The sequence below is a fragment of the Hydrogenophaga sp. genome (assembly GCF_031426985.1).
Lineage (GTDB): Bacteria > Pseudomonadota > Gammaproteobacteria > Burkholderiales > Burkholderiaceae_C > Hydrogenophaga.
Genome location: NZ_JASJOY010000015.1, coordinates 68,578 through 89,993 on the forward strand (window position 1 = coordinate 68,578; position 21,416 = coordinate 89,993).

Annotated in this window: 18 protein-coding genes and 1 tRNA gene; 5 read left to right on the top strand and 14 right to left on the bottom strand. The window is 68.6% G+C overall.

Annotated elements, in window-relative coordinates; translation table 11 throughout:
- Positions 1-7 precede the first annotated feature (7 nt).
- From RMP09_RS02570 to RMP09_RS02625, 12 genes are all read right to left on the bottom strand, one after another.
- Positions 8-652 carry a 2-dehydro-3-deoxy-6-phosphogalactonate aldolase gene (locus tag RMP09_RS02570; protein ID WP_310564442.1) on the bottom strand — a complete coding sequence of 215 codons (645 nt, stop codon included), beginning with the start codon at positions 650-652 and terminating at the stop codon, positions 8-10.
- On the bottom strand, positions 649-1,656 hold the full coding sequence (locus RMP09_RS02575; protein WP_310564443.1) for a 2-dehydro-3-deoxygalactonokinase: 1,008 nt from the start codon (positions 1,654-1,656) through the stop codon (positions 649-651). The genes RMP09_RS02570 and RMP09_RS02575 overlap by 4 nt, the downstream gene beginning before the upstream one ends.
- A 1-nt stretch (position 1,657) precedes the next feature.
- Positions 1,658-2,590 (bottom strand): dihydrodipicolinate synthase family protein, encoded by a 933-nt coding sequence (locus RMP09_RS02580; protein ID WP_310564444.1) that lies wholly within the window; start codon positions 2,588-2,590, stop codon positions 1,658-1,660.
- Positions 2,591-2,598: 8 nt separating this feature from the next.
- The gene (locus RMP09_RS02585) at positions 2,599-4,332 is read right to left on the bottom strand and encodes an IlvD/Edd family dehydratase (RefSeq protein ID WP_310564445.1); all 1,734 of its coding nucleotides are present in this window, start codon (positions 4,330-4,332) and stop codon (positions 2,599-2,601) included.
- 30 nt (positions 4,333-4,362) lie between these two features.
- The gene (gene yjfF / locus RMP09_RS02590) at positions 4,363-5,355 is read right to left on the bottom strand and encodes a galactofuranose ABC transporter, permease protein YjfF (RefSeq protein WP_310564446.1); all 993 of its coding nucleotides are present in this window, start codon (positions 5,353-5,355) and stop codon (positions 4,363-4,365) included.
- Complete coding sequence (locus RMP09_RS02595) at positions 5,352-6,398, bottom strand: ABC transporter permease (RefSeq protein ID WP_310564447.1); 1,047 nt, start codon at positions 6,396-6,398, stop codon at positions 5,352-5,354. Before RMP09_RS02595 ends, yjfF begins: the two co-directional genes overlap by 4 nt.
- Positions 6,391-7,917: a sugar ABC transporter ATP-binding protein gene (locus RMP09_RS02600; protein WP_310564448.1), complete on the bottom strand. Its 1,527-nt coding sequence runs from the start codon at positions 7,915-7,917 to the stop codon at positions 6,391-6,393. The genes RMP09_RS02595 and RMP09_RS02600 overlap by 8 nt, the downstream gene beginning before the upstream one ends.
- Positions 7,914-9,119 (bottom strand): multiple monosaccharide ABC transporter permease, encoded by a 1,206-nt coding sequence (mmsB, locus tag RMP09_RS02605; RefSeq protein ID WP_310564449.1) that lies wholly within the window; start codon positions 9,117-9,119, stop codon positions 7,914-7,916. The genes RMP09_RS02600 and mmsB overlap by 4 nt, the downstream gene beginning before the upstream one ends.
- Before the next feature lie 5 nt (positions 9,120-9,124).
- Complete coding sequence (gene mmsA / locus RMP09_RS02610) at positions 9,125-10,630, bottom strand: multiple monosaccharide ABC transporter ATP-binding protein (RefSeq protein ID WP_310564460.1); 1,506 nt, start codon at positions 10,628-10,630, stop codon at positions 9,125-9,127.
- A gap of 31 nt (positions 10,631-10,661) precedes the next feature.
- A complete protein-coding gene (chvE, locus tag RMP09_RS02615) occupies positions 10,662-11,732 on the bottom strand; it encodes a multiple monosaccharide ABC transporter substrate-binding protein (protein ID WP_310564450.1) in 1,071 nt (356 codons plus the stop codon).
- A 91-nt stretch (positions 11,733-11,823) separates the two neighbouring features.
- Positions 11,824-12,792 (bottom strand): ABC transporter substrate-binding protein, encoded by a 969-nt coding sequence (locus RMP09_RS02620; protein ID WP_310564451.1) that lies wholly within the window; start codon positions 12,790-12,792, stop codon positions 11,824-11,826.
- Positions 12,793-12,831: 39 nt separating this feature from the next.
- A complete protein-coding gene (locus RMP09_RS02625) occupies positions 12,832-14,283 on the bottom strand; it encodes an aldehyde dehydrogenase family protein (RefSeq protein ID WP_310564452.1) in 1,452 nt (483 codons plus the stop codon).
- Positions 14,284-14,393: 110 nt separating this feature from the next.
- Between RMP09_RS02625 and RMP09_RS02630 the strand changes: the two genes are divergently transcribed.
- Complete coding sequence (locus RMP09_RS02630; RefSeq protein ID WP_310564453.1) at positions 14,394-15,350, top strand: LysR substrate-binding domain-containing protein; 957 nt, start codon at positions 14,394-14,396, stop codon at positions 15,348-15,350.
- Positions 15,351-15,550: 200 nt separating this feature from the next.
- On the opposite strand, the gene RMP09_RS02635 is transcribed toward RMP09_RS02630, so the two are convergent.
- On the bottom strand, positions 15,551-16,360 hold the full coding sequence (locus RMP09_RS02635) for an SDR family oxidoreductase (protein WP_310564454.1): 810 nt from the start codon (positions 16,358-16,360) through the stop codon (positions 15,551-15,553).
- 131 nt (positions 16,361-16,491) lie between these two features.
- On the opposite strand from RMP09_RS02635, the gene RMP09_RS02640 reads away from it, so the two are divergent.
- From RMP09_RS02640 to greB, 4 genes are all read left to right on the top strand, one after another.
- A complete protein-coding gene (locus RMP09_RS02640) occupies positions 16,492-17,424 on the top strand; it encodes an SMP-30/gluconolactonase/LRE family protein (RefSeq protein ID WP_310564455.1) in 933 nt (310 codons plus the stop codon).
- Between the two features lie 39 nt (positions 17,425-17,463).
- A complete protein-coding gene (locus RMP09_RS02645) occupies positions 17,464-18,393 on the top strand; it encodes an aldose 1-epimerase (RefSeq protein WP_310564456.1) in 930 nt (309 codons plus the stop codon).
- 251 nt (positions 18,394-18,644) lie between these two features.
- A tRNA-Arg gene (locus RMP09_RS02650) sits at positions 18,645-18,721 on the top strand.
- 105 nt (positions 18,722-18,826) lie between these two features.
- Positions 18,827-19,390, top strand: a complete 564-nt coding sequence (gene greB, locus RMP09_RS02655) for a transcription elongation factor GreB (RefSeq protein ID WP_310564457.1) — start codon at positions 18,827-18,829, stop codon at positions 19,388-19,390.
- Between the two features lie 10 nt (positions 19,391-19,400).
- Here the strand turns inward: greB and RMP09_RS02660 are convergent.
- The coding region (locus RMP09_RS02660) for a bifunctional (p)ppGpp synthetase/guanosine-3',5'-bis(diphosphate) 3'-pyrophosphohydrolase (RefSeq protein WP_310564458.1) at positions 19,401-21,416 on the bottom strand (2,016 nt) is incomplete at its 5' end.

A 21,416-nucleotide genomic window follows, 5' to 3' on the forward strand; every position in this document is an offset into this window, starting at 1 on the left:
GCGGTGATCAGACGGCTGCGGTGGCCTGCTGCCAGGCCCGGACGAAAGCGGCGGCCCGCTGCGCGACGGAGGGGGCGTCGTCGCCGGCCCGGTACAGCGCGCTGCCGAGGCCGAAGCCGGAGGCGCCGGCCGCGCGGTAGGGCGCCAGTGCGTCGGGCGTGATGCCGCCGACCGGCACGATGGCCACGGGCGGCGTGAGCACCGCGCGCCAGGCCTTCAGGCCGACAGGCCCCAGGGTTTCGGCCGGGAACATCTTGAGCACGTCGGCGCCCGCGGCCAGGGCGGCGAAGGCTTCGGTGGGCGTGGCGACACCGGGCGCACAGGCCAGGCCGGCGGCCTTGGCGGCGCGGATCACCGCCGGGTCGCTGTGCGGCATGACCACCAGCTGGCCACCGGCCGCGGCGATCTGGGCGCAGGCTTCGGGCTGCAGCACGGTGCCGGCGCCGACCAGGGTGTCGTCCGGCAGGGTGTCGCGCAGGGTGCGGATGCTGCGCAGCGGGTCGGTCGAGTTCAGCGGCACCTCGATCAGGCGGATGCCCGCGCGGTGCAAGGCCAGGCCGATGGTGCGCGCCTCTTCGGGCCGCAGGCCGCGCAGGATGGCGATCAGGCCGTGTTCGGTCAGGGTCTGGCGGAAATGCAGAGAGGGGTTCATGCGGGACGGGGGGCAGGGGTGGACGGGGAGGGGCGGGCCAGGCCGGCGGCCAGCGCGATGCGCCACAGGCCCAGCGGCGTGACGCCGGAACGGATCTCGGGCGCGGGCTGGCCCTGCGCTTCCAGGGCCGTCGCGTAGCGCACGCACAGCTGGGGTTCGCCGCACAGCACCACCGGGGTGCCGTCCCGCAGTGCCGGCGCCAGCGCCGCCACCTCGTGCCCGATCAGCAGGCCCGAGAGGTAGTCGGGCTGCGCACTGCCGGCGAGCTGGCCGGTCAGGCCCAGGGTGCGCACGCTGAACACCGTGGACAGCACGCCCAGCGCGCCCAGGGGCGAGCGCGCCACGCGCAGGCCGCGCGCGAAGGCGGGCTCGTCGTGCGGGGCGCCGGTCACCATGGTGCGGCCCAGGATGGTGTGCTGCGACAGCGCGGCGTAGACCTCGCCGGTCATGAAGGTTTCGAAGCGCACGACGGCGCCGTCGTCGATCCAGGCCCACTTGGTGTGGGTGCCCGGCAAGCCGATCAGCACGCGCGACGACGTGCGGCCCTCGTCGGCCAGGCTCTGCAGCACGCCGGCGATCTGGGTCTCTTCGCCGCGCATCACGTTGGGCAGTTCGCCCGTTTGCAGCAGACCAGGCACCACGTGCAGCGGCTGGCCGCCCGTGCGTGCGATCACGGTCAGCGCCGTGGCCAGTTCACCGGCGCGGGCCGGCAGGGGCTGGTAACGCGCCTCGCGCCAGCCCTGGGCGCTGCCCACCATGCCGCAGGCGATCAGCGGTGTGTCCGCGTGGGCCGCGAGCCAGTCGCCGCACAGGCCCTGCAGCGCCGCCTCGAAGGCGTCGGCGGGCGTGTGAATGCCGGACCCGACGGGCAGGTTCATCACGCCGTGTTCGCTGCGGCGCGTGGCCAGCACCTGGCCGCCCGGGCCCAGGGCGTAGGCGCGCAGCGAACTGGTGCCCCAGTCGAGGGCGAACAGCACGGTGTCTTTGGCCAGGGCGGTGTGCATGTCAGCGTGCCCAGCGCAGGACCAAGGGATCGAGGCGGCGCGCGATGTCGATCAGGCCGCGCCGCACCTCGGGGTGCATGGTCGGGAAGGGGTGGCGCCCGGTCTCGCAGGCGATCACGCCGCCTTCCTGCATCAGCGCCTTGGCCGTGAGGATGCCGCCCTGGCGGTTTTCGTGGTTGATCAGCGGCAGCCAGCGCTGGTAGAGCGCGAAGGCCTGGTCCATGTCGCCGCTGCGGTGCGCCTCGATGATGGGCCGGATGCCATCGGGGAAGCCGCCGCCGGTCATGGCGCCGGTGGCGCCCGCGTCCAGGTCGGCCAGCAGGGTGATCGCCTCCTCGCCGTCCCACGGCCCTTCGATGGCGTCGCCGCCCAGGCGGATCAGCTCGCGCAGCTTGTTCGCGGCGCCCGGCACCTCGATCTTGAAATAGGCCAGGTGCTCGATCTCCTGCGCCATGCGCGCGAGGAACGGGGCCGAGAGCACCGTGCCGCTGGCCGGCGCGTCTTGCACCATGATGGGAATGGTGATGGCGTCGGACACGCGGGCGTAGAACTCGAAGATCTGCGCTTCGGGCACGCGGAAGGTGGCGCCGTGGTAGGGCGGCATGACCATCACCATGGCGGCGCCCATGTCCTGCGCGCGGCGGCTGCGCTCGGCGCAGACGCGGGTGCCGTAGTGCGTGGTGGTCACGATCACCGGCACGCGGCCGGCCACGTGTTCCAGGCAGGTGCGCGTGAGGGTTTCGCGTTCCACATCCGACAGCGAGAACTGCTCGGAGAAGTTGGCCAGGATGCACAGGCCGTCGACCCCGGCGTCGATCATGAAATCGAGGCAGCGTTGCTGGCTCGCCAGGTCGAGTTCGCCGGATGCGGTGAAGGTGGTGGGCACCACCGGGAAGATGCCGCGGTAACGCGGCGTGCGGGCGGAAGCGGTCATGGTCGGATTCAGTGGGAGTGACGAGGAACCGCAGAGCCGCGGCAGCCGACGAGGAACTCGAAGTCGCAGCCTTGGTCGGCCTGCAGCACGTGGTTGATGTACAGGCGCTGATAGCCGCCCTGCATGGCGTGTTCCGGCGGCGTGACCTGTGCCAGGCGCGCGGCCAGTTCTTCGTCGCCGATGTCCAGGTGCAGGCGGCCGGCGGCGCAGTCGAGTTCGATGAAGTCGCCGTCGCGCACGGCGGCCAGCGGGCCACCGGCCGCGGCCTCGGGTGCCACATGCAGCACCACCGTGCCGTAGGCGGTGCCGCTCATGCGCGCGTCGGAGATGCGCACCATGTCCTTGATGCCGCGGCGCAGCAGCTTGGGCGGCAGGCCCATGTTGCCGACCTCGGCCATGCCGGGGTAGCCCATGGGGCCGCAGTTCTTGAGCACCATCACGCAGGTCTCGTCGATGTCCAGGTCCTCGTCGACGATGCGCGCCTTGTAGTGCTCCAGGTTCTCGAACACCACGGCGCGGCCGCGGTGCTGCAGCAGGTGCGGCGAGGCGGCCGAGGGCTTGAGCACCGCGCCGCGCGGCGCCAGGTTGCCGCGCAGCACGCAGATGCCGCCGTCGGGCACCAGCGGGTTGTTCAGCGGGCGGATCACCTCGTCGTTGTACTGCGGCGCGTCGCGCACGTTGTCCCACAGGCTCTTGCCGTTGACGGTGAGGGCCTGGGGGTGCGGCAGCAGGTTGTTCTCGCCCAGTCGGCGCAGCACAGCCGGCAGGCCGCCAGCGTAATAGAACTCCTCCATCAGGAAGCGGCCCGAGGGCTGCAGGTCCACCACCGTGGGCGTGCCCTTGCCGATGCGGGTCCAGTCGTCCAGCTCCAGCTCCACGCCGATGCGGCCGGCGATCGCCTTGAGGTGGATCACCGCGTTGGTCGAGCCGCCGATGGCGGCGTTGGTGCGGATCGCGTTCTCGAACGCCTCGCGCGTGAGGATCTTGGACAGGCGCAGGTCTTCGTGCGCCATCTGCACGATGCGCTGGCCCGACATGTGGGCCAGCACGTAGCGGCGCGCGTCGACGGCAGGAATGGCGGCGTTGTGCGGCAGCGAGGTGCCCAGCGCCTCGGCCATGCAGGCCATGGTCGACGCCGTGCCCATGGTGTTGCAGGTGCCGGCCGAGCGCGACATGCCGCCTTCGGCCGCCAGGAACTGGTGCATGTTGATCTCGCCGGCCTTGAGCGATTCGTGCAGCTGCCACACGGCCGTGCCCGAGCCGATGTTCTTGCCTTCGAGCTTGCCGTTGAGCATGGGGCCGCCGGTCACGACGATGGCCGGCACGTCGCAGCTGGCCGCGCCCATCAGCAACGCGGGCGTGGTCTTGTCGCAGCCCACCAGCAGCACCACGGCGTCGATCGGGTTGCCGCGGATCGCTTCTTCCACGTCCATCGACGCCAGGTTGCGCGTGAGCATGGCGGTGGGCCGCAGGTTGGACTCGCCGTTGGAGAACACCGGGAACTCGACCGGGTAGCCGCCCGCTTCGAGCACGCCCTTCTTGACGTGTTCGGCCAGCTTGCGGAAGTGCGCGTTGCAGGGCGTCAGCTCGGACCAGGTGTTGCAGATGCCGATGATGGGGCGGCCGTCGAACGCGTGGTCGGGGATGCCCTGGTTCTTCATCCAGCTGCGGTACATGAAGCCGTTCTTGTCGGCGCTGCCGAACCACTGGGTGGAGCGCAGTTTGCGGGGGGTGTCGGACATGGTGGTGTGGGGTGGGGTTGGGAAGGTGGTTCAGTGGGCGCCAGCACCGGGGCGGCGCACCATGAGGCGTTGCAGCAGGCAGAACAGGAGCAGCAGCAGGCCGACGACGATGCGCGTCCACCAGGAGCTGAGCGTGCCGTCGAAGGTGATCAGGGTCTGGATCAGGCCCAGGGTGAGCACGCCGAACAGCGTGCCGAACACGTAGCCCACGCCGCCGGTCAGCAGCGTGCCGCCGATGACCACGGCGGCGATCGCGTCCAGTTCCATGCCGACGGCGTGCAGGCCGTAGCCCGAGAGCGTGTAGAAGGTGAAGACCACGCCGCCCAGCGCCGCGCACAGGCCCGAGACCGCGTACACGCCGACCAGGGTGCGCCGCACCGGCAGGCCCATCAGCACGGCCGAGTGCTCGCTGCCGCCAATCGCGTAGACCGTGCGGCCGAAGGTGCTGCTGTGGGCCGCGAACAGGGCCAGGGCCAGGCAGGCGATGGCGATCAGCGCGCCCAGGCTGAGCGAGGCGCCTTCGGCCAGCTCCAGCCGCCAGTAGGCCAGGTTCGAGTAGGCCTCGTTGCCGATGCTGATCGAATCGATGCTGATCAGGTAACACAGGCCGCGCGCCAGGAACATGCCGGCCAGCGTGACGATGAAAGGCTGCAGCCGGAAGCGCTCGATCAGGAAGCCCATGAAGGCGCCGAAGGCCAGGCCCATGACCAGCACCACACCGATGGCCGGCAGCGGCGACCAGCCGTGGTGTTCGATCAGCGTGGCCAGCACCATGGTCGAGAGCGCGACCACCGAGCCCACCGACAGGTCGATGCCGCCGCTGAGGATGACGAAGGTCATGCCCACTGCAACGATCAGCAGGAAGGCGTTGTCGATCAGCAGGTTCAGGAACACCTGCGCCGAGAAGAAGCCGGTGTAGCTCAGCGAACCGGCCAGCGCCATCAGCAGGAACAGGCCCACCGTCGCGACGAGTGGCAGGAAGCGCAGGTCCAGGCGGCCCAGGGTGTTGGGTGCGGCGCTCATGCGGCACCTCCGGGCGGCGCCGGGCGCCGGGCCAGTGCCCAGACCTGGGTACGGAACTCGGGCGACTGCAGCAGCATCACCACGAACACCACCGCGGCCTTGACCACCAGGTTGATCTCGGGCGGCACGCCCAGCGAGTAGATGGCGTAGGTGAGGGTCTGGATGATGAGCGCGCCGATCAGCGTGCCCAGCAGGCTGAAGCGGCCGCCGGCCAGCGAGGTGCCGCCCAGGGTGACGGCCAGGATGGCGTCCAGCTCCATCAGCTGGCCAGCGTTGTTGCCGTCGGCGCTCTTGACGTTGGAGCTGATCAGCAGGCCCGCCACGCCGGCGCAGAAGCCACAGAACACATAGGCCGCCAGGGTCAGCTGCCGCGCGCGGATGCCGGCCACGCGCGCCGCCGCCGGGTTGACGCCCACCGCCTGCACGAACACGCCCAGCGGCGTGCGGTACAGCAGCCCGCCCAGCAAGGCCAGCACGCCGAGCCAGACGAACAGCGAGAACGGCAGCCCCAGCAGGTGGCCGCCACCGATGAAGAAGAAGGGCTGGTAGTAGATCGTGATGATCTGGCCATCGGTGATGAGTTGGGCGATGCCCCGGCCCGCGACCATCAGGATCAGCGTGGCGATGATGGGCTGCATGCCGATGCCCGCCACCAGCGCGCCGTTCCACAGCCCGCACAGCATGGCCACGCCCAGCGCGCCCGCGACCGCCACGCCCATGGGCAGGCGGGTGGTGGCGCCGTCGACCGAGCCGCCGATCATCCAGGCGGCCACAGCGGCCGAGATCGCGACCACGGCGCCGACCGAGATGTCGATGCCGCGCATCGCGATCACCAGGGTCATGCCCAGCGACACCAGGATCAGCGGCGCCGCGCGGTTGAGGATGTCGATCAGGCTGCCGTAGAGGTGGCCGTCGCGCCACTCGATGTGCAGGAAGCGTTCGTTGGCGACCACGTTGACCAGCAGCAGCAGGGCCAGCGTGAGCAGCGGCCAGGTGAGGCGGTGGCCCAGCAGGGCGTTCGTCCGATTGGGGGTTTCAGGCATGTTCGTCGGCGATCAGTTCGTACACGGCGTCTTCGCTGCTGCCGGCCGGCAGCTCGCCGATGGGGCGGCGGTCGCGCAGCACCAGGATGCGCTGCGACACCCGGACCACCTCGCTCATCTCGGACGAGATGAAGACCACCGCCATGCCCTGCGCGGCCAGGCGCAGGATCTGGTCCATGATTTCCTGCTTGGCCGCCACGTCGATGCCGCGCGTGGGCTCGTCCAGGATCAAGAGGCGCGGCGCGGTGGCGAGCCAGCGGGCGATGACGACCTTCTGCTGGTTGCCGCCCGAGAGCAGGCCCACCGGCGTCTCGGGGCCCGGGGTGCGGATGCCCAGCAGCGCGATGTAGCGCTCGGCCATCTCGCGCTGCTCGGCCAGCGGCAGCGGGTGGCGCAGGCCGCGCATGGCCTGCAGCGCGATGGCGATGTTCTCGCGCACCGAAAGGTCGGCAAAGATGCCCTCGGTCTTGCGCTCTTCGGGGCACATGGCCAGGCCGCGCGCGATGGCGTCGACCGGGTTGGCAAAGCGGGTGGCCTCGCCGTCGATGCGCAGCACGCCGGCGTCGGGGCTGTCCAGGCCGAACAGCAGGCGCGCCAGTTCGGTGCGGCCCGCGCCCAGCAGGCCGGCGATGCCCAGCACCTCGCCGGGGCGGATGACCAGGTCGGTCGGCTGGATGCTGCCGACCCGGGCCAGGCCCTCGGTTTGCAGCAGGGCCGGGGTGTCGCGGGTGTCTGTCGCGCCCGCGGCCGCAGGGGCCTCGGCCGGCCCCATCTCGCGGCCCACCATGGCCTCGATCAGGCCCTGCGCCGGCAGTTCGCGCGTGGTCCATTCGCCGACCCAGCGGCCGTTGCGCAGCACCGTGATGCGGTCGGCGATGGCGTAGACCTGGTCCAGGAAGTGGGTGACGAAGAGGATGGCCAGGCCTTCCTCGCGCAGGCGCCGCAGCACCTGGAACAGGCCCTTGACCTCGTCGTCGTCGAGGCTGGAAGTGGGCTCGTCGAGGATCAGCACGCGGGCGTCGATGCCCAGGGCGCGCGCGATCGCCACCAGCTGCTGGATCGCCACCGGGTAGTCGGACAGGCGGCGGGTGACGTCGATGTCCAGCCCCACGCGCACCAGCAGGCGCACGGCCCCCTCCCGCGTGGCCGACCAGTCAATGCGACTGCCTTGCCACCAGGGGTGGCGCGGGTAGCGGCCGGCGAAGATGTTCTCGGCCACCGTGAGGTTGGGGCAGAGGTTGACCTCCTGGTAGACCGTGCTGATGCCCCGCCGCTGGGCCTGCAGCGGGGACGACGGCCAGCCGGCCTCCTCGCCCAGCCGCATCTGGCCGGCCACGGGGGTCACCACGCCGGTGAGCACCTTGATCAGGGTCGACTTGCCGGCGCCGTTCTGCCCCATCAGCGCATGCACCTCGCCCGGGAACAGGCGCAGCTGCGCGTCCTGCAGCACGGGGGTGCGCCCGAAGCGCATGTCCACGCCCGAGAGCTGCAGCACGGGTGAAGTGGCGGGGCTGCTCATGCCTTGTTCTTGTTGTAGACGTCCACAAACACGGCGGCCAGCAGCACCAGGCCTTTGATGACCTGCTGGTAGTCGATGCCGATGCCCATGATGGACATGCCGTTGTTCATCACGCCCATGATGAAGGCGCCGATCACCGCGCCCATCACCTTGCCGACGCCGCCCGAGGCCGAGGCGCCGCCGATGAAGCAGGCCGCGATCACGTCCAGCTCGAAGCCCAGACCGGCCTTGGGGGTGGCGGTGTTCAGGCGCGCCGCGAACACCAGGCCGGCGAGGGCGGCGAGCACGCCCATGGTGACGAAGGTGGTGAAGGTCAGGCGCTCGGTCTTGATGCCCGAGAGCTTGGCCGCCTTCTCGTTGCCGCCCAGCGCATAGATGCGCCGGCCCAGGACGGTGCGCGAGGTGACGAAGTCGAAGGCCACGATCAGCAGCGCCATCACGACCAGCACATTGGGCAGGCCCTTGTACGAGGCCAGCATGTGGCTGAAGAACACCAGCAGGCCCGCGAACACGGCCACCTTGAGCGCGAACAGGGCGAAGGGTTCGGTCTCGATGCCGTGCTTGAGCTGGTTGCTGCGCGCGCGCAGGCTGGACAGGGCCAGCAGCGCGGCGGCCGCGACGCCGATCAGCAGCGAGGTCAGGCGCAGCCCCTCGGCGCTGAACAGGTCCGGGATGAAGCCGGAACTGAGCAGCTGGAACGATTCGGGGAAAGGCCCGACCGACTGGCCCTGCAGCAGCGCCAGCGCCAGGCCCTTGAAGACCAGCATGCCGGCCAGGGTGACGATGAACGAGGGGATGCGGAAGAAGGCCACGAACCAGCCCTGCGCGCCGCCGATCACGCCACCGACCACCAGGCACAGCAGCGAGGCGGGCACGAAGTGCCATTCGTAGGTGACCATCAGCACCGCGGCCAGCGCGCCGATGAAGCCGCACACCGAACCGACCGAGAGGTCGATGTGGCCGGCCACGATCACCAGCAGCATGCCCAGCGCCATGATGACGATGTAGCTGTTCTGCAGCACCAGGTTGGTCAGGTTCAGCGGCTGCATCAGCGTGCCGTCGGTCATGACCTGGAAGAAGGCCATGATCGCGACCAGCGAGATCAGCATGCCGTACTCGCGGAAGTTGTGCTTGAGGAAGTCCAGCACGGGGCGGCTGTCGGGCGGCGCGCTCAGGGCCGCGGGGGAAGGTTGTTGTTCCATGGGGGTCAATGGCTGGTGACGATGGCGCGCATGATCTTTTCCTGCGAGGCTTCGGCGACCGGCATCTCGGCGACGAAGCGGCCTTCGTTCATCACGTAGATGCGGTCGGACAGGCCCAGCAGCTCGGGCATTTCGGACGAGATCACGATCACGCACTTGCCCTCGGCCGCCAGCTGGGCGATGAGGGTGTAGATCTCGTACTTGGCGCCCACGTCGATGCCGCGCGTGGGCTCGTCGAGGATGAGCACCTCGGGTTCGGTGAACAGCCATTTGCTGAGCACCACCTTCTGCTGGTTGCCGCCCGAGAGGTTGACGGTCTTCTGGTTCACGCCCGAGCAGCGGATGCGCAGCTTCTCGCGGTAGCCCTGGGCGACGCTGTACTCGCGGCCGTCGTCGATGACGCCGGCGCGCGAGACGGCTTCCAGATGGGCCAGCGAGGTGTTGAACTGGATGTCTTCGGCCAGCACCAGGCCGTTGCCCTTGCGGTCTTCGGTCACATAGGCCAGGCCATGCGCGACCGCCTTGCCGACCGTGCCCACGTCGATGGGCTGGCCGTGCAGCCGCACCTCGCCGCTGATGCGCTGGCCCCAGGCGCGGCCGAAGACGCTCATGGCGAACTCGGTGCGGCCGGCGCCCATGAGCCCGGCGATGCCGACGATCTCGCCGCGCCGCACGTGCAGGTTCAGGCCCTTGATGACCTCGCGCTCGGCGTGCTGCGGGTGGTGCACGCGCCAGTCGCGCACCTCGAACACGGTCTCGCCGATGTCGGGCGTGCGTCGCGGGTAGCGGTCGGCCATCTCGCGGCCGACCATGCCGCGGATCACGCGGTCTTCGCTCACCGGCGCGCCCTGGCAGTCGATGGTTTCCACCGTGCTGCCGTCGCGCAGGATGGTCACCGAGTCCGCCACGCGGGCGATCTCGTTGAGCTTGTGTGAGATCAGGATGCAGGTGATGCCCTGGCCCTTGAGTTCGAGCAGCAGGTCCAGGAGGGCCTGGCTGTCGTGCTCGTTCAGGCTGGCCGTGGGTTCGTCCAGGATCAGAAGCTTCACCTGTTTGGACAGCGCCTTGGCGATCTCCACCAGCTGCTGCTTGCCCACGCCCAGGTCGGTGATGCGGGTCGAGGGCGATTCCTTCAGGCCCACCTTGCGCAGCAGGTCCTGCGTCTGGCGGTGCGCGGCCATCCAGTCGATCACGCCGCGGTGCGCGACCTCGTTGCCCAGGAACACGTTCTCGGTGATCGAGAGCAGCGGCACCAGCGCCAGCTCCTGGTGGATGATGATGATGCCCAGCTGCTCGCTGTCGTGGATGCCGCCGAAGTGGCGCTCCTGACCGTCGAACAGGATCTGGCCGGTGTAGCTGCCCGCGGGGTACACGCCCGAGAGCACCTTCATCAGCGTGGATTTGCCGGCGCCGTTTTCACCCACCAGGGCATGGATTTCGCCGGCCTGGACGCGCAGGTTCACCTGGTTGAGCGCGACCACGCCGGGGAAGGTCTTGCGGATGGCCCGCATTTCCAGAAGGGTTGACAAGGGACGTCCCGCCTTACTTGACCTGCGATTCCTTGTAGTAGCCGCTGTCGACCAGCACCTTCTTCCAGTTGCTGGCGTCGACCGGCACCGGCTTGAGCAGGTAGCTGGGCACCACCTTCACGCCGTTGTTGTAGGTCTTGGTGTCGTTGATCTCGGGCTGCTTGCCCGAGAGCGTGGCGTCCACCATGTTGGCCGTCACCTTGGCCAGCTCGCGCGTGTCCTTGAAGATGGTCGAGTACTGCTCGCCCTTGAGGATGGACTTGACCGAGGGCACCTCGGCGTCCTGGCCGCTGACCACCGGGCAGGCTTGCTGCGCGGTGCAGTAGCCCACGCCCTTGAGCGAGGACAGGATGCCGATGGACAGGCCGTCGTAGGGCGAGAGCACGGCGTGCACCTTGTCCTTGCCGTAGAAGGCCGAGAGCAGGTTGTCCATGCGCGACTGCGCCACGGCGCCGTCCCAGCGCAGCGTGCCGACCTTGTCCATGCCCATCTGCTTGCTGCGCACCACCAGCTTGCCGCTGTCGATGTAGGGCTTGAGCACGCTCATGGCGCCGTCGTAGAAGAAGAAGGCGTTGTTGTCGTCCGGGCTGCCACCGAAGAGTTCGATGTTGAACGGGCCCTTGCCGGCCTTCAGGCCCAGCTTGTCGACGATGGTGGTGGCCTGCTGCACGCCGACCTGGAAGTTGTCGAAGGTGGCGTAGTAGTCGACGTTCTTGCTGCCCTTGATCAGGCGGTCGTAGGCGATGACCTTGACGCCCTTGTCGGCCGCGTTCTGCAGCGCCTTGGACAGCGTGGTGCCGTCGATGGAGGCGATCACCAGCACCTTCGCGCCCTTGGTGATCATGTTCTCGATCTGCGCCAGCTGGTTCGGGATGTCGTCGTCGGCGTACTGCAGGTCGGTCTTGTAGCCGCGGCCCTTGAGGACCTTGACCATGTTGTCACCGTCTGCGATCCAGCGCGCCGACGACTTGGTGGGCATGGAAATGCCGATGGTGCCTTTGTCCTGCGCCAGCGCGCCGGTGGTGAAGGCGGCGGCAGCGAGCGCGACGGCGCAGAGGACGTGGCGGCGGTTGGGGGTGTTCAAGTGGGTCTCCTCGGGGGTGTGGCCGCGCGGTCGTCCGCGCGGCGGGTGGGTTGTGGTGGGGGGCGGTGCGACGGGGGATCCGTGGCGGGGGTCAGTACTTGCGCTTGGGGAACTCGGCCGCAGCGGTCTCCATGGGGAAGATGCTTTCCTGCGTGACGATGCGGCGTGGCAGCGTCTTGCCGGCCTTGAGGTCCTTGACGGCCTGCATCAGCTGCGGCCCGAGCAGCGGGCTGCACTCGACGCTGACGTTGAGCTTGCCGGCGATCATGGCTTCGAAGGCGCCCTTGACGGCGTCGATGGAGATGATGGTGATGTCCTTCGCGGGCTTCATGCCGGCTTCTTCGATCGCCTGGATCGCGCCGATGGCCATGTCGTCGTTGTGCGCGTAGAGCACGTTGATCTTCTTGCCCTCGGCCTTCAGGAAGGCTTCCATCACCTCCTTGCCCTTGGCGCGGGTGAAGTCACCGGTCTGGCTGCGGATGATCTTGAACTTCGGGTCGGCCTTGATGATTTCCTCGAAGCCCTTCTTGCGGTCGATGGCCGGGGCCGAACCGACGGTGCCCTGCAGCTCGACGATGTTGACCTCGCCCTTCTGGTCTTTCATCTTCTCGACCAGCCAGCGGCCGGCCTTGCGGCCTTCTTCGACGAAGTCCGAGCCCATGAAGCTGACCCACAGCGACTGGTCCTTCTCGTTCACGGCGCGGTCGGTCAGGATGACCGGGATCTTGGCGGCCTTGGCCTCGCGCAGCACCGCGCCCCAGCCGCTTTCCACCACCGGCGAGAACGCGATCACGTCGACCTTCTGCGCGATGAACGAGCGGATCGCCTTGATCTGGTTCTCCTGCTTCTGCTGGGCGTCGGCGAACTTCAGCTCGATGCCCGTTTCCTTGGACGAGGCCTTGATGGACTCGGAGTTGGCGGTGCGCCACTCCGACTCGGCCCCGATCTGGCTGAAACCCAGCACGATGGGCTTCTGCGCCCAGGCGCCGCCGGGCAGCATCAGGGCCAGGGGGGCGGCCGCCAGCGCGGTCACCAGGGTGCGGCGTTGAAGGTGTTTCATGTGGTCTGTCTCCTGTTTGTGGTGGTTGGAAGCGAAGGGTCAGGCCAGCATGTAGCTGGTCTTGACGGTGGTGTAGAACTCCGCCGCGTAACGGCCTTGTTCCCGGGATCCGTGGCTGGAGTCCTTGCGTCCGCCGAACGGAACATGGAAATCCACGCCGGCGGTCGGCAGGTTCACCATGGTCATGCCCGCCTGCGCGTGGCGACGGAAATGCATCGCGTGCTTGAGCGAGGTGGTGCAGAGGCCGGCACACAGGCCGAACGGTGTGTCGTTCGCCAGTTCCAGCGCGTGCCAGTAGTCGTCGGCCCGCAGCACGCAGGCGACGGGGCCGAAGATTTCTTCGCGTGCGATGCGGTGCCCGGGTTCGGCCAGCCACAGCGCGGGGCTCATGTAGTGGCCCGGGGTCTCGCGTTCGATGCGCTCGCCGCCGAAGACGTGCTGGGCACCTTCTTCCGCGCCGATGGCCATGTACGACAGGTTCTGTTCGAGCTGGGCGCCGTCCACCACCGGGCCCATCTCGGTGCCGCGGGTCAGGGCGTGGCCGACCTTCAGCGCCACCAGGCGCTGGGTGAGGCGGGCGACGAAGGCGTCGTGCACGGCCGACTCCACGATCAGGCGGCTGGACGCGGTGCAGCGCTGGCCGGTGGAGAAGTACGAGCCCTGCAGCGCGCAGTCGACCGCCTGGTCCAGGTCGGCATCGGCCAGCACCACCAGCGGGTTCTTGCCGCCCATCTCCAGCTGCACCTTGGCCTGGCGCGCGGCGGTGGCCGTGAGGATGCGCCGGCCGGTGGCGACCGAACCCGTGAAGCTCACCGCGTTCACGCGGGGGTGTTCCACCAGGGTCTGGCCGACCTCGCGGCCGCTGCCCATGATGAGGTTGAAGGTGCCGGCGGGCAGGCCGCAGCGGCTGAGGATCTCGGCCAGCGCCCAGCCGCAGGCCGGCACCAGCTCGGCCGGCTTGAAGACGACCGTGTTGCCATAGGCCAGGGCCGGCGCGATCTTCCAGGCCGGGATGGCGAAGGGGAAGTTCCAGGGCGCGATGATGGCGACCACGCCCACCGGCTCGCGGGTGATGTCGACCTGCACCCCGGGGCGCACCGAAGCCAGGGTTTCGCCGCCGATGCGCAGCGCCTCGCCGGCGAAGAACTTGAAGATGTTGCCGGCCCGCGCGACCTCGGCGATGGCCTCGGGCAGGGTCTTGCCTTCCTCGCGCGCCAGCAGCTCGCCCAGCTCTTCCTTGCGCGCCAGCAGTTCGCTGCCGGCCAGGTCCAGCGCGTCGGCGCGGCGCTGCGGGGTGCTCAGGCTCCACTGCGGCAGGGCGTCGGCCGCGGCGGCGATCGCCAGTTCGGTCTGGTTGCGGTCGGCGCGGGCGAACTCGGCCACCACTTCCCGCGTGTCCGAGGGGTTGATGCTGATGCCGGTGGTGGCACCGCTGACCCATCGCCCGTTGATGAGGTGCCGCGGTTGGTTCCGGATGTCGCCCAGTTTCATGACGTCGCTGTGTGGTGGGAGTGCGGCGAAGTCTAGGAATGTTTTTGATATCAATCCAATCGTTTTTCAGAGAAAATTGATATCTTTCTTGGCATTCTGGAAAACCCCCGATGAGCAACTACAACCACTGGTTCATCCGCGCCCGGCTCAAGACGCGCCAGCTGCTGCTGCTGGTGGCCCTGGCCGAGGAGGGCAACATCCACCGCGCCGCCCAGGTGCTGAGCATGACCCAGCCGGCCGCGTCCAAGCTGCTCAAGGACCTGGAAGACGTGCTGGGCGTGCCGCTGTTCGACCGCCTGCCCCGGGGCATGAGCCCGACGTGGTATGGCGAGACCATGATCCGCCACGCGCGCATGGCGCTGGCCAGTCTGAACCAGGCGCACGACGAGCTGATGGCGCTCAAGACCGGGCACTTCGGGCATGTGGGCGTGGGGGCGATCACCTCGCCGGGCCTGAGCCTGCTGCCCCCGGCGGTGGCCCTGGTCAAGCAGGAACACCCCAATCTGCGGATCTCGCTGGAGATCGAGACCAGCCCGGTGCTGCTCGACCGGCTGGAGCAGGGCAAGGTGGACATCGTGGTCGGGCGCCTGTTTGCCGAGCACGACAAGGGCAACCTGGCCTACGAGCCCCTGACCGAAGAGATGGTGTCGGCGGTGACGCGCCCGGGGCACCCGCTGATGGGGGTGAGCAACCTGAGCCTGCGCGACGTGCACGGCGCGGGCTGGATCGTGCCGCCGGCCGGCAGCGTGCTGCGCCACCGCTTCGACCTGATGTTCCAGCAGGAAGGTCTGAGCCCGCCGATCAACACCATCGAAACCTCGGCCCTGCTGTTCATGAGCCGCATGCTGCAGCAGAGCGACATGGTGGGCGTGCTGGCCACCGAGGTCGCGAACTACTACGCCTCGCACGGCCTGATGGCCATCTTGCCGATGGACATGCCCTGCCACATGGACGCCTTCGGCCTCATCACCCGCACCGACCGCCTGCTCTCGCCTGGCGCCAAGGTGCTCATGAAAGCACTCAAGCAGACCTGCCTGACGCAGTACGGCATCAGGCTGAATCCGTAAGGCACCCCCTGCGCCGCTGCGCGCGCCTTGCAGGCCGCGACATCGCCAGAGACGATGTCTCTTCGTTCCGTCCAAGCCTGCGCAGGCAGGCTTGGGAGCCGCGGTCCTCAGCCCCCTCTCTCGCCTTCGGCGGGAGGGTGACGGCACCAGAGGCCCGGCGAAGCCGGTTCCTCGGTGCCCCTGGAAGGGGGCACCTCATTTCAGGTCCAGCCGCCGTCGACGACGAACTCCTGCGCGGTGCACATCGCCGAATCGTCCGAGGCCAGGAACAGCACCATGCTCGCCACGTGGTGTGGCAGCAGCTTGTCGGGCAGGCACTGGTTGTGCGCGATCTCCTGCTCGCCGGCGGCGTCCAGCCACAGCCGCACCTGCCGCTCGGTCATCACCCAGCCCGGCGTGAGGGTGTTGATGCGGATGCGGTCCTTGCCCAGCGACGCCGCCAGCCCGCGGGTGAGGCCATGGACCGAGGACTTGGCGATGGCGTAGCAGGGGTAGTCGGGGTTCTTGGTCTGCCAGCCGATCGAGCCGAAGTTGATCACCGAACCGCCGCCGAGCCGGCGCATGCCCGGCACCACCGCCTGCACGGCAAACAGGGCCGGGCGCTGGTTCACCGCCATGCGCTCGTCGAAGTAGTCGGGCGTGACCGATTCCAGGGTGTGCCGGTCGTCGCTGGCCACGTTGTTGACCAGCACGCCGACGTCGCCCAGGGCCGCGGTGGCGTCCGCGATGGCGGCCTGCAGCGCGCCGATGTCCTTGACGTCGACCGTGCGCCACCAGGGGCGGGCGTGCCCTTCAGCGGCCAGTTGCTGCGAGAGGGCCTCGGCGGCCTGGGCCGCCACATCGACAAAGGCCACGCGAGCGCCCTGGCGGGCGAAGGCCGCCACCACGGCCGCCCCGATGCCGGTGGCGCCGCCGGTGACGAACACGTGGCGCCCCTGCAGGCTGGGGTGGTGGGCGGCCTGGGCGGTGTCGGCTGCGGCGGGAATGTCGGGGTGGTCTGGAAGTGACATATATAAACAGGTATCTGAAAATTCAAAATTGATATCAAACAGATATCAATCTGAACGCATAATGCGCCCAACGTCAAGCCCCGGCCCCGACGAAGCGACCGCTTTGGCGTCCGGCCCGCACAGGAGATTCCATGCCGCGCCTGCCCTCTGCACCCCCACGCCACGGGCCGTTCCAGGTGACCGATGCGGTGCGCTGCATCTGGCCGGCGGCGGCGGTGCTGGGCGAGGGTGGTCTCTGGTCGGTGCGGCGGCAATGCCTGTTCTGGGTCGACATCCTCTCGCGCCACATCCACCGGCTGGACCCGGTCACCGGCGCGCAGCACAGCTGGACTTTGGACGAGGAGGTGTCCGCGCTGGCCGAGCGCCGCGACGGCGAGGGGTTGGCGATCGCGCTGCGGCGGGGGCCAGCGTTCTGGAATCCGGACCGTCCCGGCGAACCGCCGCGCTACCTCTGCCAGCCGGAACCCGAGCGTGCGGGCAACCGTTTCAACGACGCCCGCTGCGACGCATCGGGCCGCTGGTGGATGGGCAGCATGGACTTCGGCTGCGAGCGGCTCACCGGTGCGCTGTACCGTGTCGAGGCTGGCGGTGCGTGGACGCGCATGGACGAGGGCTTTGCGGTCACCAACGGCCCCACCTGGATCCACCAGGGCCGGACCATGCTGTTCAACGACACGGTCAACGGCCAGGTGCTGGCCTACGACACCGACCCGTCGACCGGCGCGCTGAGCGGTCGCAGGCGCTGGCTGCAACTCGCGCCGGAGGATGGCGTGCCCGACGGCATGACCACGGACGCGCAGGGCCGAGTCTGGATCTGCCACTGGGGCGGCGGCTGCGTCACCTGCCACGACCCCGACACCGCGCAGGAACTCGCGCGTGTGCGCCTGCCGGTGAGCCAGGTCACCTCGTGCACCTTCGGCGGCGCCGACCTGTCGACCCTGTTCATCACCTCGGCGCGCTTCCGTCTGGACGCCGCGGCGCTGGCCCGCGAGCCGCTGGCCGGTGGCCTGTTCGCGGTGTGCACCGACAGCATGGGCCTGCCGGCCTCTGCGTTCGCTGGGTGACGTGCCGCCTTCCCTGTCGACGTGTTCAGAGAAAGCCACATGGACCACAGCCTTCCATTCGGCGAGCCGGTCTGGCTCGAACAGCACGGACAGCGGCTGGGCCTGCTGCCATCGGCCGGCGGCGCCGTGAGCGCCTGGCGCTGGCAACGCGCGGGCGCGCCGGTGGACCTCTGGCGCCCCTGGGACGGCCACACGCAGCGCCTGCAGGCGCTGGCGAGCTACCCCTTGCTGCCCTGGTCCAACCGCATCGCCGAAGGGGGCTTCGAGCACGCCGGCCGTTTTCATGCGCTGGCGCCCAACACCCCTGACGACCCGTACCCGATCCATGGCGACGGCTGGCTGCAGCCCTGGGCCCTGCGCCTCACCGCGCCGGACAGGGCCGAGATGTTCCTGCGCAGCGAACGCTTTGGCGGCGGCCCCTACGTCTACGAAGCGTGCCAGACCTTTGCGCTGGTCGAAGGCGGCATGAGCCAGTCGCTCACAGTGACCAACGCCGGTGATCAGGCGCTGCCCTTCGGGCTGGGGCAGCACCCCTGGCTGGTGCGCACGCCCGACTGCCGGCTGCACGCGCAGGTGCAAGGGGTCTGGCTGTCGCGGCCCGACCGCATCCCGACCGGTTTCACCGAGCGGTTTCCCGAAGGCTGGGACCTCGGCGCTGGCGCGCCGCTGGACCGCCTCGTGATCGACAACGGGTTCGGTGGATGGGATGGCCAGGCCAGGATCGTGTGGCCCGAGCACCGGCTGGCGCTGCACATGCGCAGCGAATGGTGGCTGCCCGATGGTTCGCCGGGCCAACCCGACTGCCTGCTGTATGCGCCGGCGACGCCGCCGGTGTTCTGCTTCGAGCCGATCACCCACCCGATCAACGCGGCGCACCTGCCGGGGCGGCCGGGCTGGGTCGAACTGCAGCCCGGCCAATCGACGTCCTTGCACGTTCACTGGCGCTTCTCCGAGACAGCGGCCGGTTGAAGTGCGCCGCGTCTTCGGCGAGCGGGCCGCTTTGCGACACGCTCGCCCGTTGGCCGGCGCACCGCCGGGAACTCTCGCGCCATCGAACCCCCGGCCGCGCAATACCACCCGCAAGACCCGGTGCACCGTTGTCGCGCAGGCACGAACATGGCGCTCGCCTGGTGCCGGATCCTCACGATTCGGTGGTCGTTGAGTCACGTTCCGCACGAGTTTTGAAAAGCCGAAAAAACCGTGCTACAATACGTGTCTTCGCGGCTGTAGCTCAGCTGGATAGAGTACTTGGCTACGAACCAAGGGGTCGTGGGTTCGATTCCTGCCAGCCGCACCATATGAATAGCCTGCAGCCAAAAGCTGCAGGCTTTTTCATTTGTGCTCTCCGTTCCCGTTCACGGGCGACTTGCCCGGCATTCCGAACCGCGTGGTTCCGTCACCCATGAGCAAGGCCTTCACCCGCGAGTCCGATCAGGACGACGAGGACGACCTCCCAGCCGCTGCTGCGCCTGTGCCCGGAGGCAAGAACTACATCACCCGCGCGGGCTACGACCGTTTGCGCGCCGAACTGTTCCAGCTCATGGACGAGGAGCGCCCGCGCATCGTTGAGATCGTGCACTGGGCGGCCAGCAATGGCGACCGTTCCGAGAACGGCGACTACCTTTACGGCAAGAAGCGCCTGCGCGAGATCGACCGGCGCATCCGTTTCCTGACCAAGCGGCTGGAAATCGCCGAAGTGGTGGACGCATCGCTGCACCATGGCGGCGACCAGGTGTTCTTTGGTGCCACCGTCACCTACGCGGATGGGACTGGCGAAGAAACCACGGTCACCATCCTGGGTGTGGACGAGGCCGACAGTGCGCAGGCCCAGATCAGCTGGGTGTCGCCCGTGGCGCGCGCGCTGCTGAAGGCGCGCGTGGGCGATGTGGTCCGCCTGGTGGTGCCCGGCGGGGTGCAGGAACTGGAGATCCTGTCGGTGGCCTACCCCGCGCCAGCGGCCGGCTGACCGGGGGCGCTCAGGGCTTGTAGCGCTGCGCCTTGAGCACCGAGGTTGTGCGCTTGAGGCCTCGCAGCACATCGGCCAGGTGCTGGCGGTCGCGCACCGCCACCGAAAAGCGGATGTCGGTCGCGGTCTGGGCGGGTTCGTCGCCCATGTCCACGTGGGTGATGTCGGCCTCGGCCTGTGCGATGGCCGACGCGACGCGCGCCAGCACGCCCTTGCCATTGGTCACCGTGACGATCACCGAGGTTTCGAACGGACGCACCGGTTCGTCGGCCCATTCCACTTGCAGGAAGCGTTCGCTGTCACGGGCCAGCAGGCGTTTGCCGGTCGGGCAGTCTTCGGCATGCACCACCAGGCCCTCGCCGCGGCCCAGATAGCCCACGATGCGATCGCCCGGGATGGGTTTGCAGCAAGGCGCGTACTGCACCGACAGGCCTTCGCTGCCGTCCAGGCTGACCACGCCCTGGCCCGCGGAGTCGTCCTGCCCGGTGGCGTAGCGCTCCGTGCTGATGAGCAGGGCGTCGGGCTTCAGGCCGGTCTCGGCCAGCAACACCGCCAGTTTCTTTCCCACCATGTTGGCGATGCGTTTGCCGGTGCCGATGTCGGACAGCAGTTCGCTGCGCGACTTGTTGCCAGTGAAGCGCAGCAGCTTGTCCCAGGTGGGTTTGAACTCACCACTTTCGTCCGGCAGGGCATGGATGCCTTCGGCGCGCAGCGACTGGGTGAGCATGCGCTCGCCCAGTTCGTTTGATTTCTCGTGGGCCAAGGTCTTGAGGTGGTGGCGGATCTTCGAGCGCGCACGCCCGGTCTTGACGAAGGTCAGCCAGGCGGGATTGGGCTCGGCGTGGTCGCCGGTGATGATCTCCACGATGTCGCCGTTGTTCAGCTCGGTGCGCAAGGGCCGTTGCTCGCCGTTGATGCGGGCATCGACCGCGCGGTTGCCGACGCCGCTGTGGATGGCGTAGGCGAAGTCCATCACCGTGGCGCCGCGCGGCAGCGCCAGGATCTTGCTCTTGGGCGTGAACACGTAGACCGCGTCCGGGAACAGGTCGATCTTGATGTGGTCCCAGAACTCGCTGGCGTCGTGCGTTTCCTGCTGGATGTCCAGCAGCGATTGCAGCCACTGCGTGCCCAGTCGTTGCGAGGTGTCGCTGTTCGGCTCGCTGGCCTTGTAGAGCCAGTGGGCGGCCACGCCCGATTCGGCCACCACGTCCATGGCATGGGTGCGCAACTGGAATTCGATGTTGGTCCCGAACGGGCCGATCAGCGTGGTATGCAGCGACTGGTAGCCGTTGACCTTGGGGATGGCCACGTAATCGCGGAACTTGCCCGGCACCGGCTTGTAGAGCTGGTGCAGCACCCCCATGCCGGTGTAGCAGTCGGTCAGATCGGGCACGATGATGCGAAAGCCGTAGATGTCGGTGACCTGCGAGAACGACAGGTGCTTGCTGTCCATCTTGCGGTAGACGGAGTACAGGGTCTTTTCGCGCCCCATGATGCGCACGCCCAGTCCCTGGTCCGCGAACGCGGCTTCCACTTCATGCTGCACCCGTGAGATCAGGTCCTTGCGGCGGCTGCGCGACTTGTTCAGTGCCTTGGACAGCACCTGGTAACGCCAGGGGTGCAGGAAGTGGAACGACAGGTCCTGCAGCTCGCGGTAGGTGAAGTTCAGGCCCAGCCGGTGGGCGATGGGGGCGTAGATCTCCAGCGTTTCGCTGCTGATGCGCTGCCATTTGCTGCGGGGCATGTCGCCCATGGTGCGCATGTTGTGGGTGCGGTCGGCCAGCTTGATCAGGATGACGCGCACGTCCTTGGCCATGGCCAGCAGCATCTTGCGGAAGCTCTCGGCCTGGTTCTGCTCGCGGGTATCAAACTCCAGCTTTTCCAGCTTGGTCAGGCCATCCACCAGATCGGCCACCGGCGCGCCAAAGCGCTGCACCAGATCGTGTTTGGTGATCCCGCAATCCTCGATCACGTCGTGCATCAGCGCGGCCATCAGGGCCTGGGCGTCGAGCTTCCATTCGGCGCA

Coding starts and splice junctions, on each gene's coding strand:
- RMP09_RS02625 (WP_310564452.1), bottom strand. CDS start 14,283: ATGAAACTGGGCGACATCCGGAACCAACCGCGGCACCTCATCAACGGG.
- mmsB (WP_310564449.1), bottom strand. CDS start 9,119: ATGGAACAACAACCTTCCCCCGCGGCCCTGAGCGCGCCGCCCGACAGC.
- yjfF (WP_310564446.1), bottom strand. CDS start 5,355: ATGAGCGCCGCACCCAACACCCTGGGCCGCCTGGACCTGCGCTTCCTG.
- RMP09_RS02570 (WP_310564442.1), bottom strand. CDS start 652: ATGAACCCCTCTCTGCATTTCCGCCAGACCCTGACCGAACACGGCCTG.
- RMP09_RS02635 (WP_310564454.1), bottom strand. CDS start 16,360: ATGTCACTTCCAGACCACCCCGACATTCCCGCCGCAGCCGACACCGCC.
- RMP09_RS02595 (WP_310564447.1), bottom strand. CDS start 6,398: ATGCCTGAAACCCCCAATCGGACGAACGCCCTGCTGGGCCACCGCCTC.
- RMP09_RS02585 (WP_310564445.1), bottom strand. CDS start 4,332: ATGTCCGACACCCCCCGCAAACTGCGCTCCACCCAGTGGTTCGGCAGC.
- mmsA (WP_310564460.1), bottom strand. CDS start 10,630: ATGCGGGCCATCCGCAAGACCTTCCCCGGCGTGGTCGCGCTCAACCAG.
- RMP09_RS02645 (WP_310564456.1), top strand. CDS start 17,464: ATGGACCACAGCCTTCCATTCGGCGAGCCGGTCTGGCTCGAACAGCAC.
- RMP09_RS02600 (WP_310564448.1), bottom strand. CDS start 7,917: ATGAGCAGCCCCGCCACTTCACCCGTGCTGCAGCTCTCGGGCGTGGAC.
- greB (WP_310564457.1), top strand. CDS start 18,827: ATGAGCAAGGCCTTCACCCGCGAGTCCGATCAGGACGACGAGGACGAC.
- RMP09_RS02640 (WP_310564455.1), top strand. CDS start 16,492: ATGCCGCGCCTGCCCTCTGCACCCCCACGCCACGGGCCGTTCCAGGTG.
- RMP09_RS02620 (WP_310564451.1), bottom strand. CDS start 12,792: ATGAAACACCTTCAACGCCGCACCCTGGTGACCGCGCTGGCGGCCGCC.
- RMP09_RS02575 (WP_310564443.1), bottom strand. CDS start 1,656: ATGCACACCGCCCTGGCCAAAGACACCGTGCTGTTCGCCCTCGACTGG.
- RMP09_RS02580 (WP_310564444.1), bottom strand. CDS start 2,590: ATGACCGCTTCCGCCCGCACGCCGCGTTACCGCGGCATCTTCCCGGTG.
- RMP09_RS02630 (WP_310564453.1), top strand. CDS start 14,394: ATGAGCAACTACAACCACTGGTTCATCCGCGCCCGGCTCAAGACGCGC.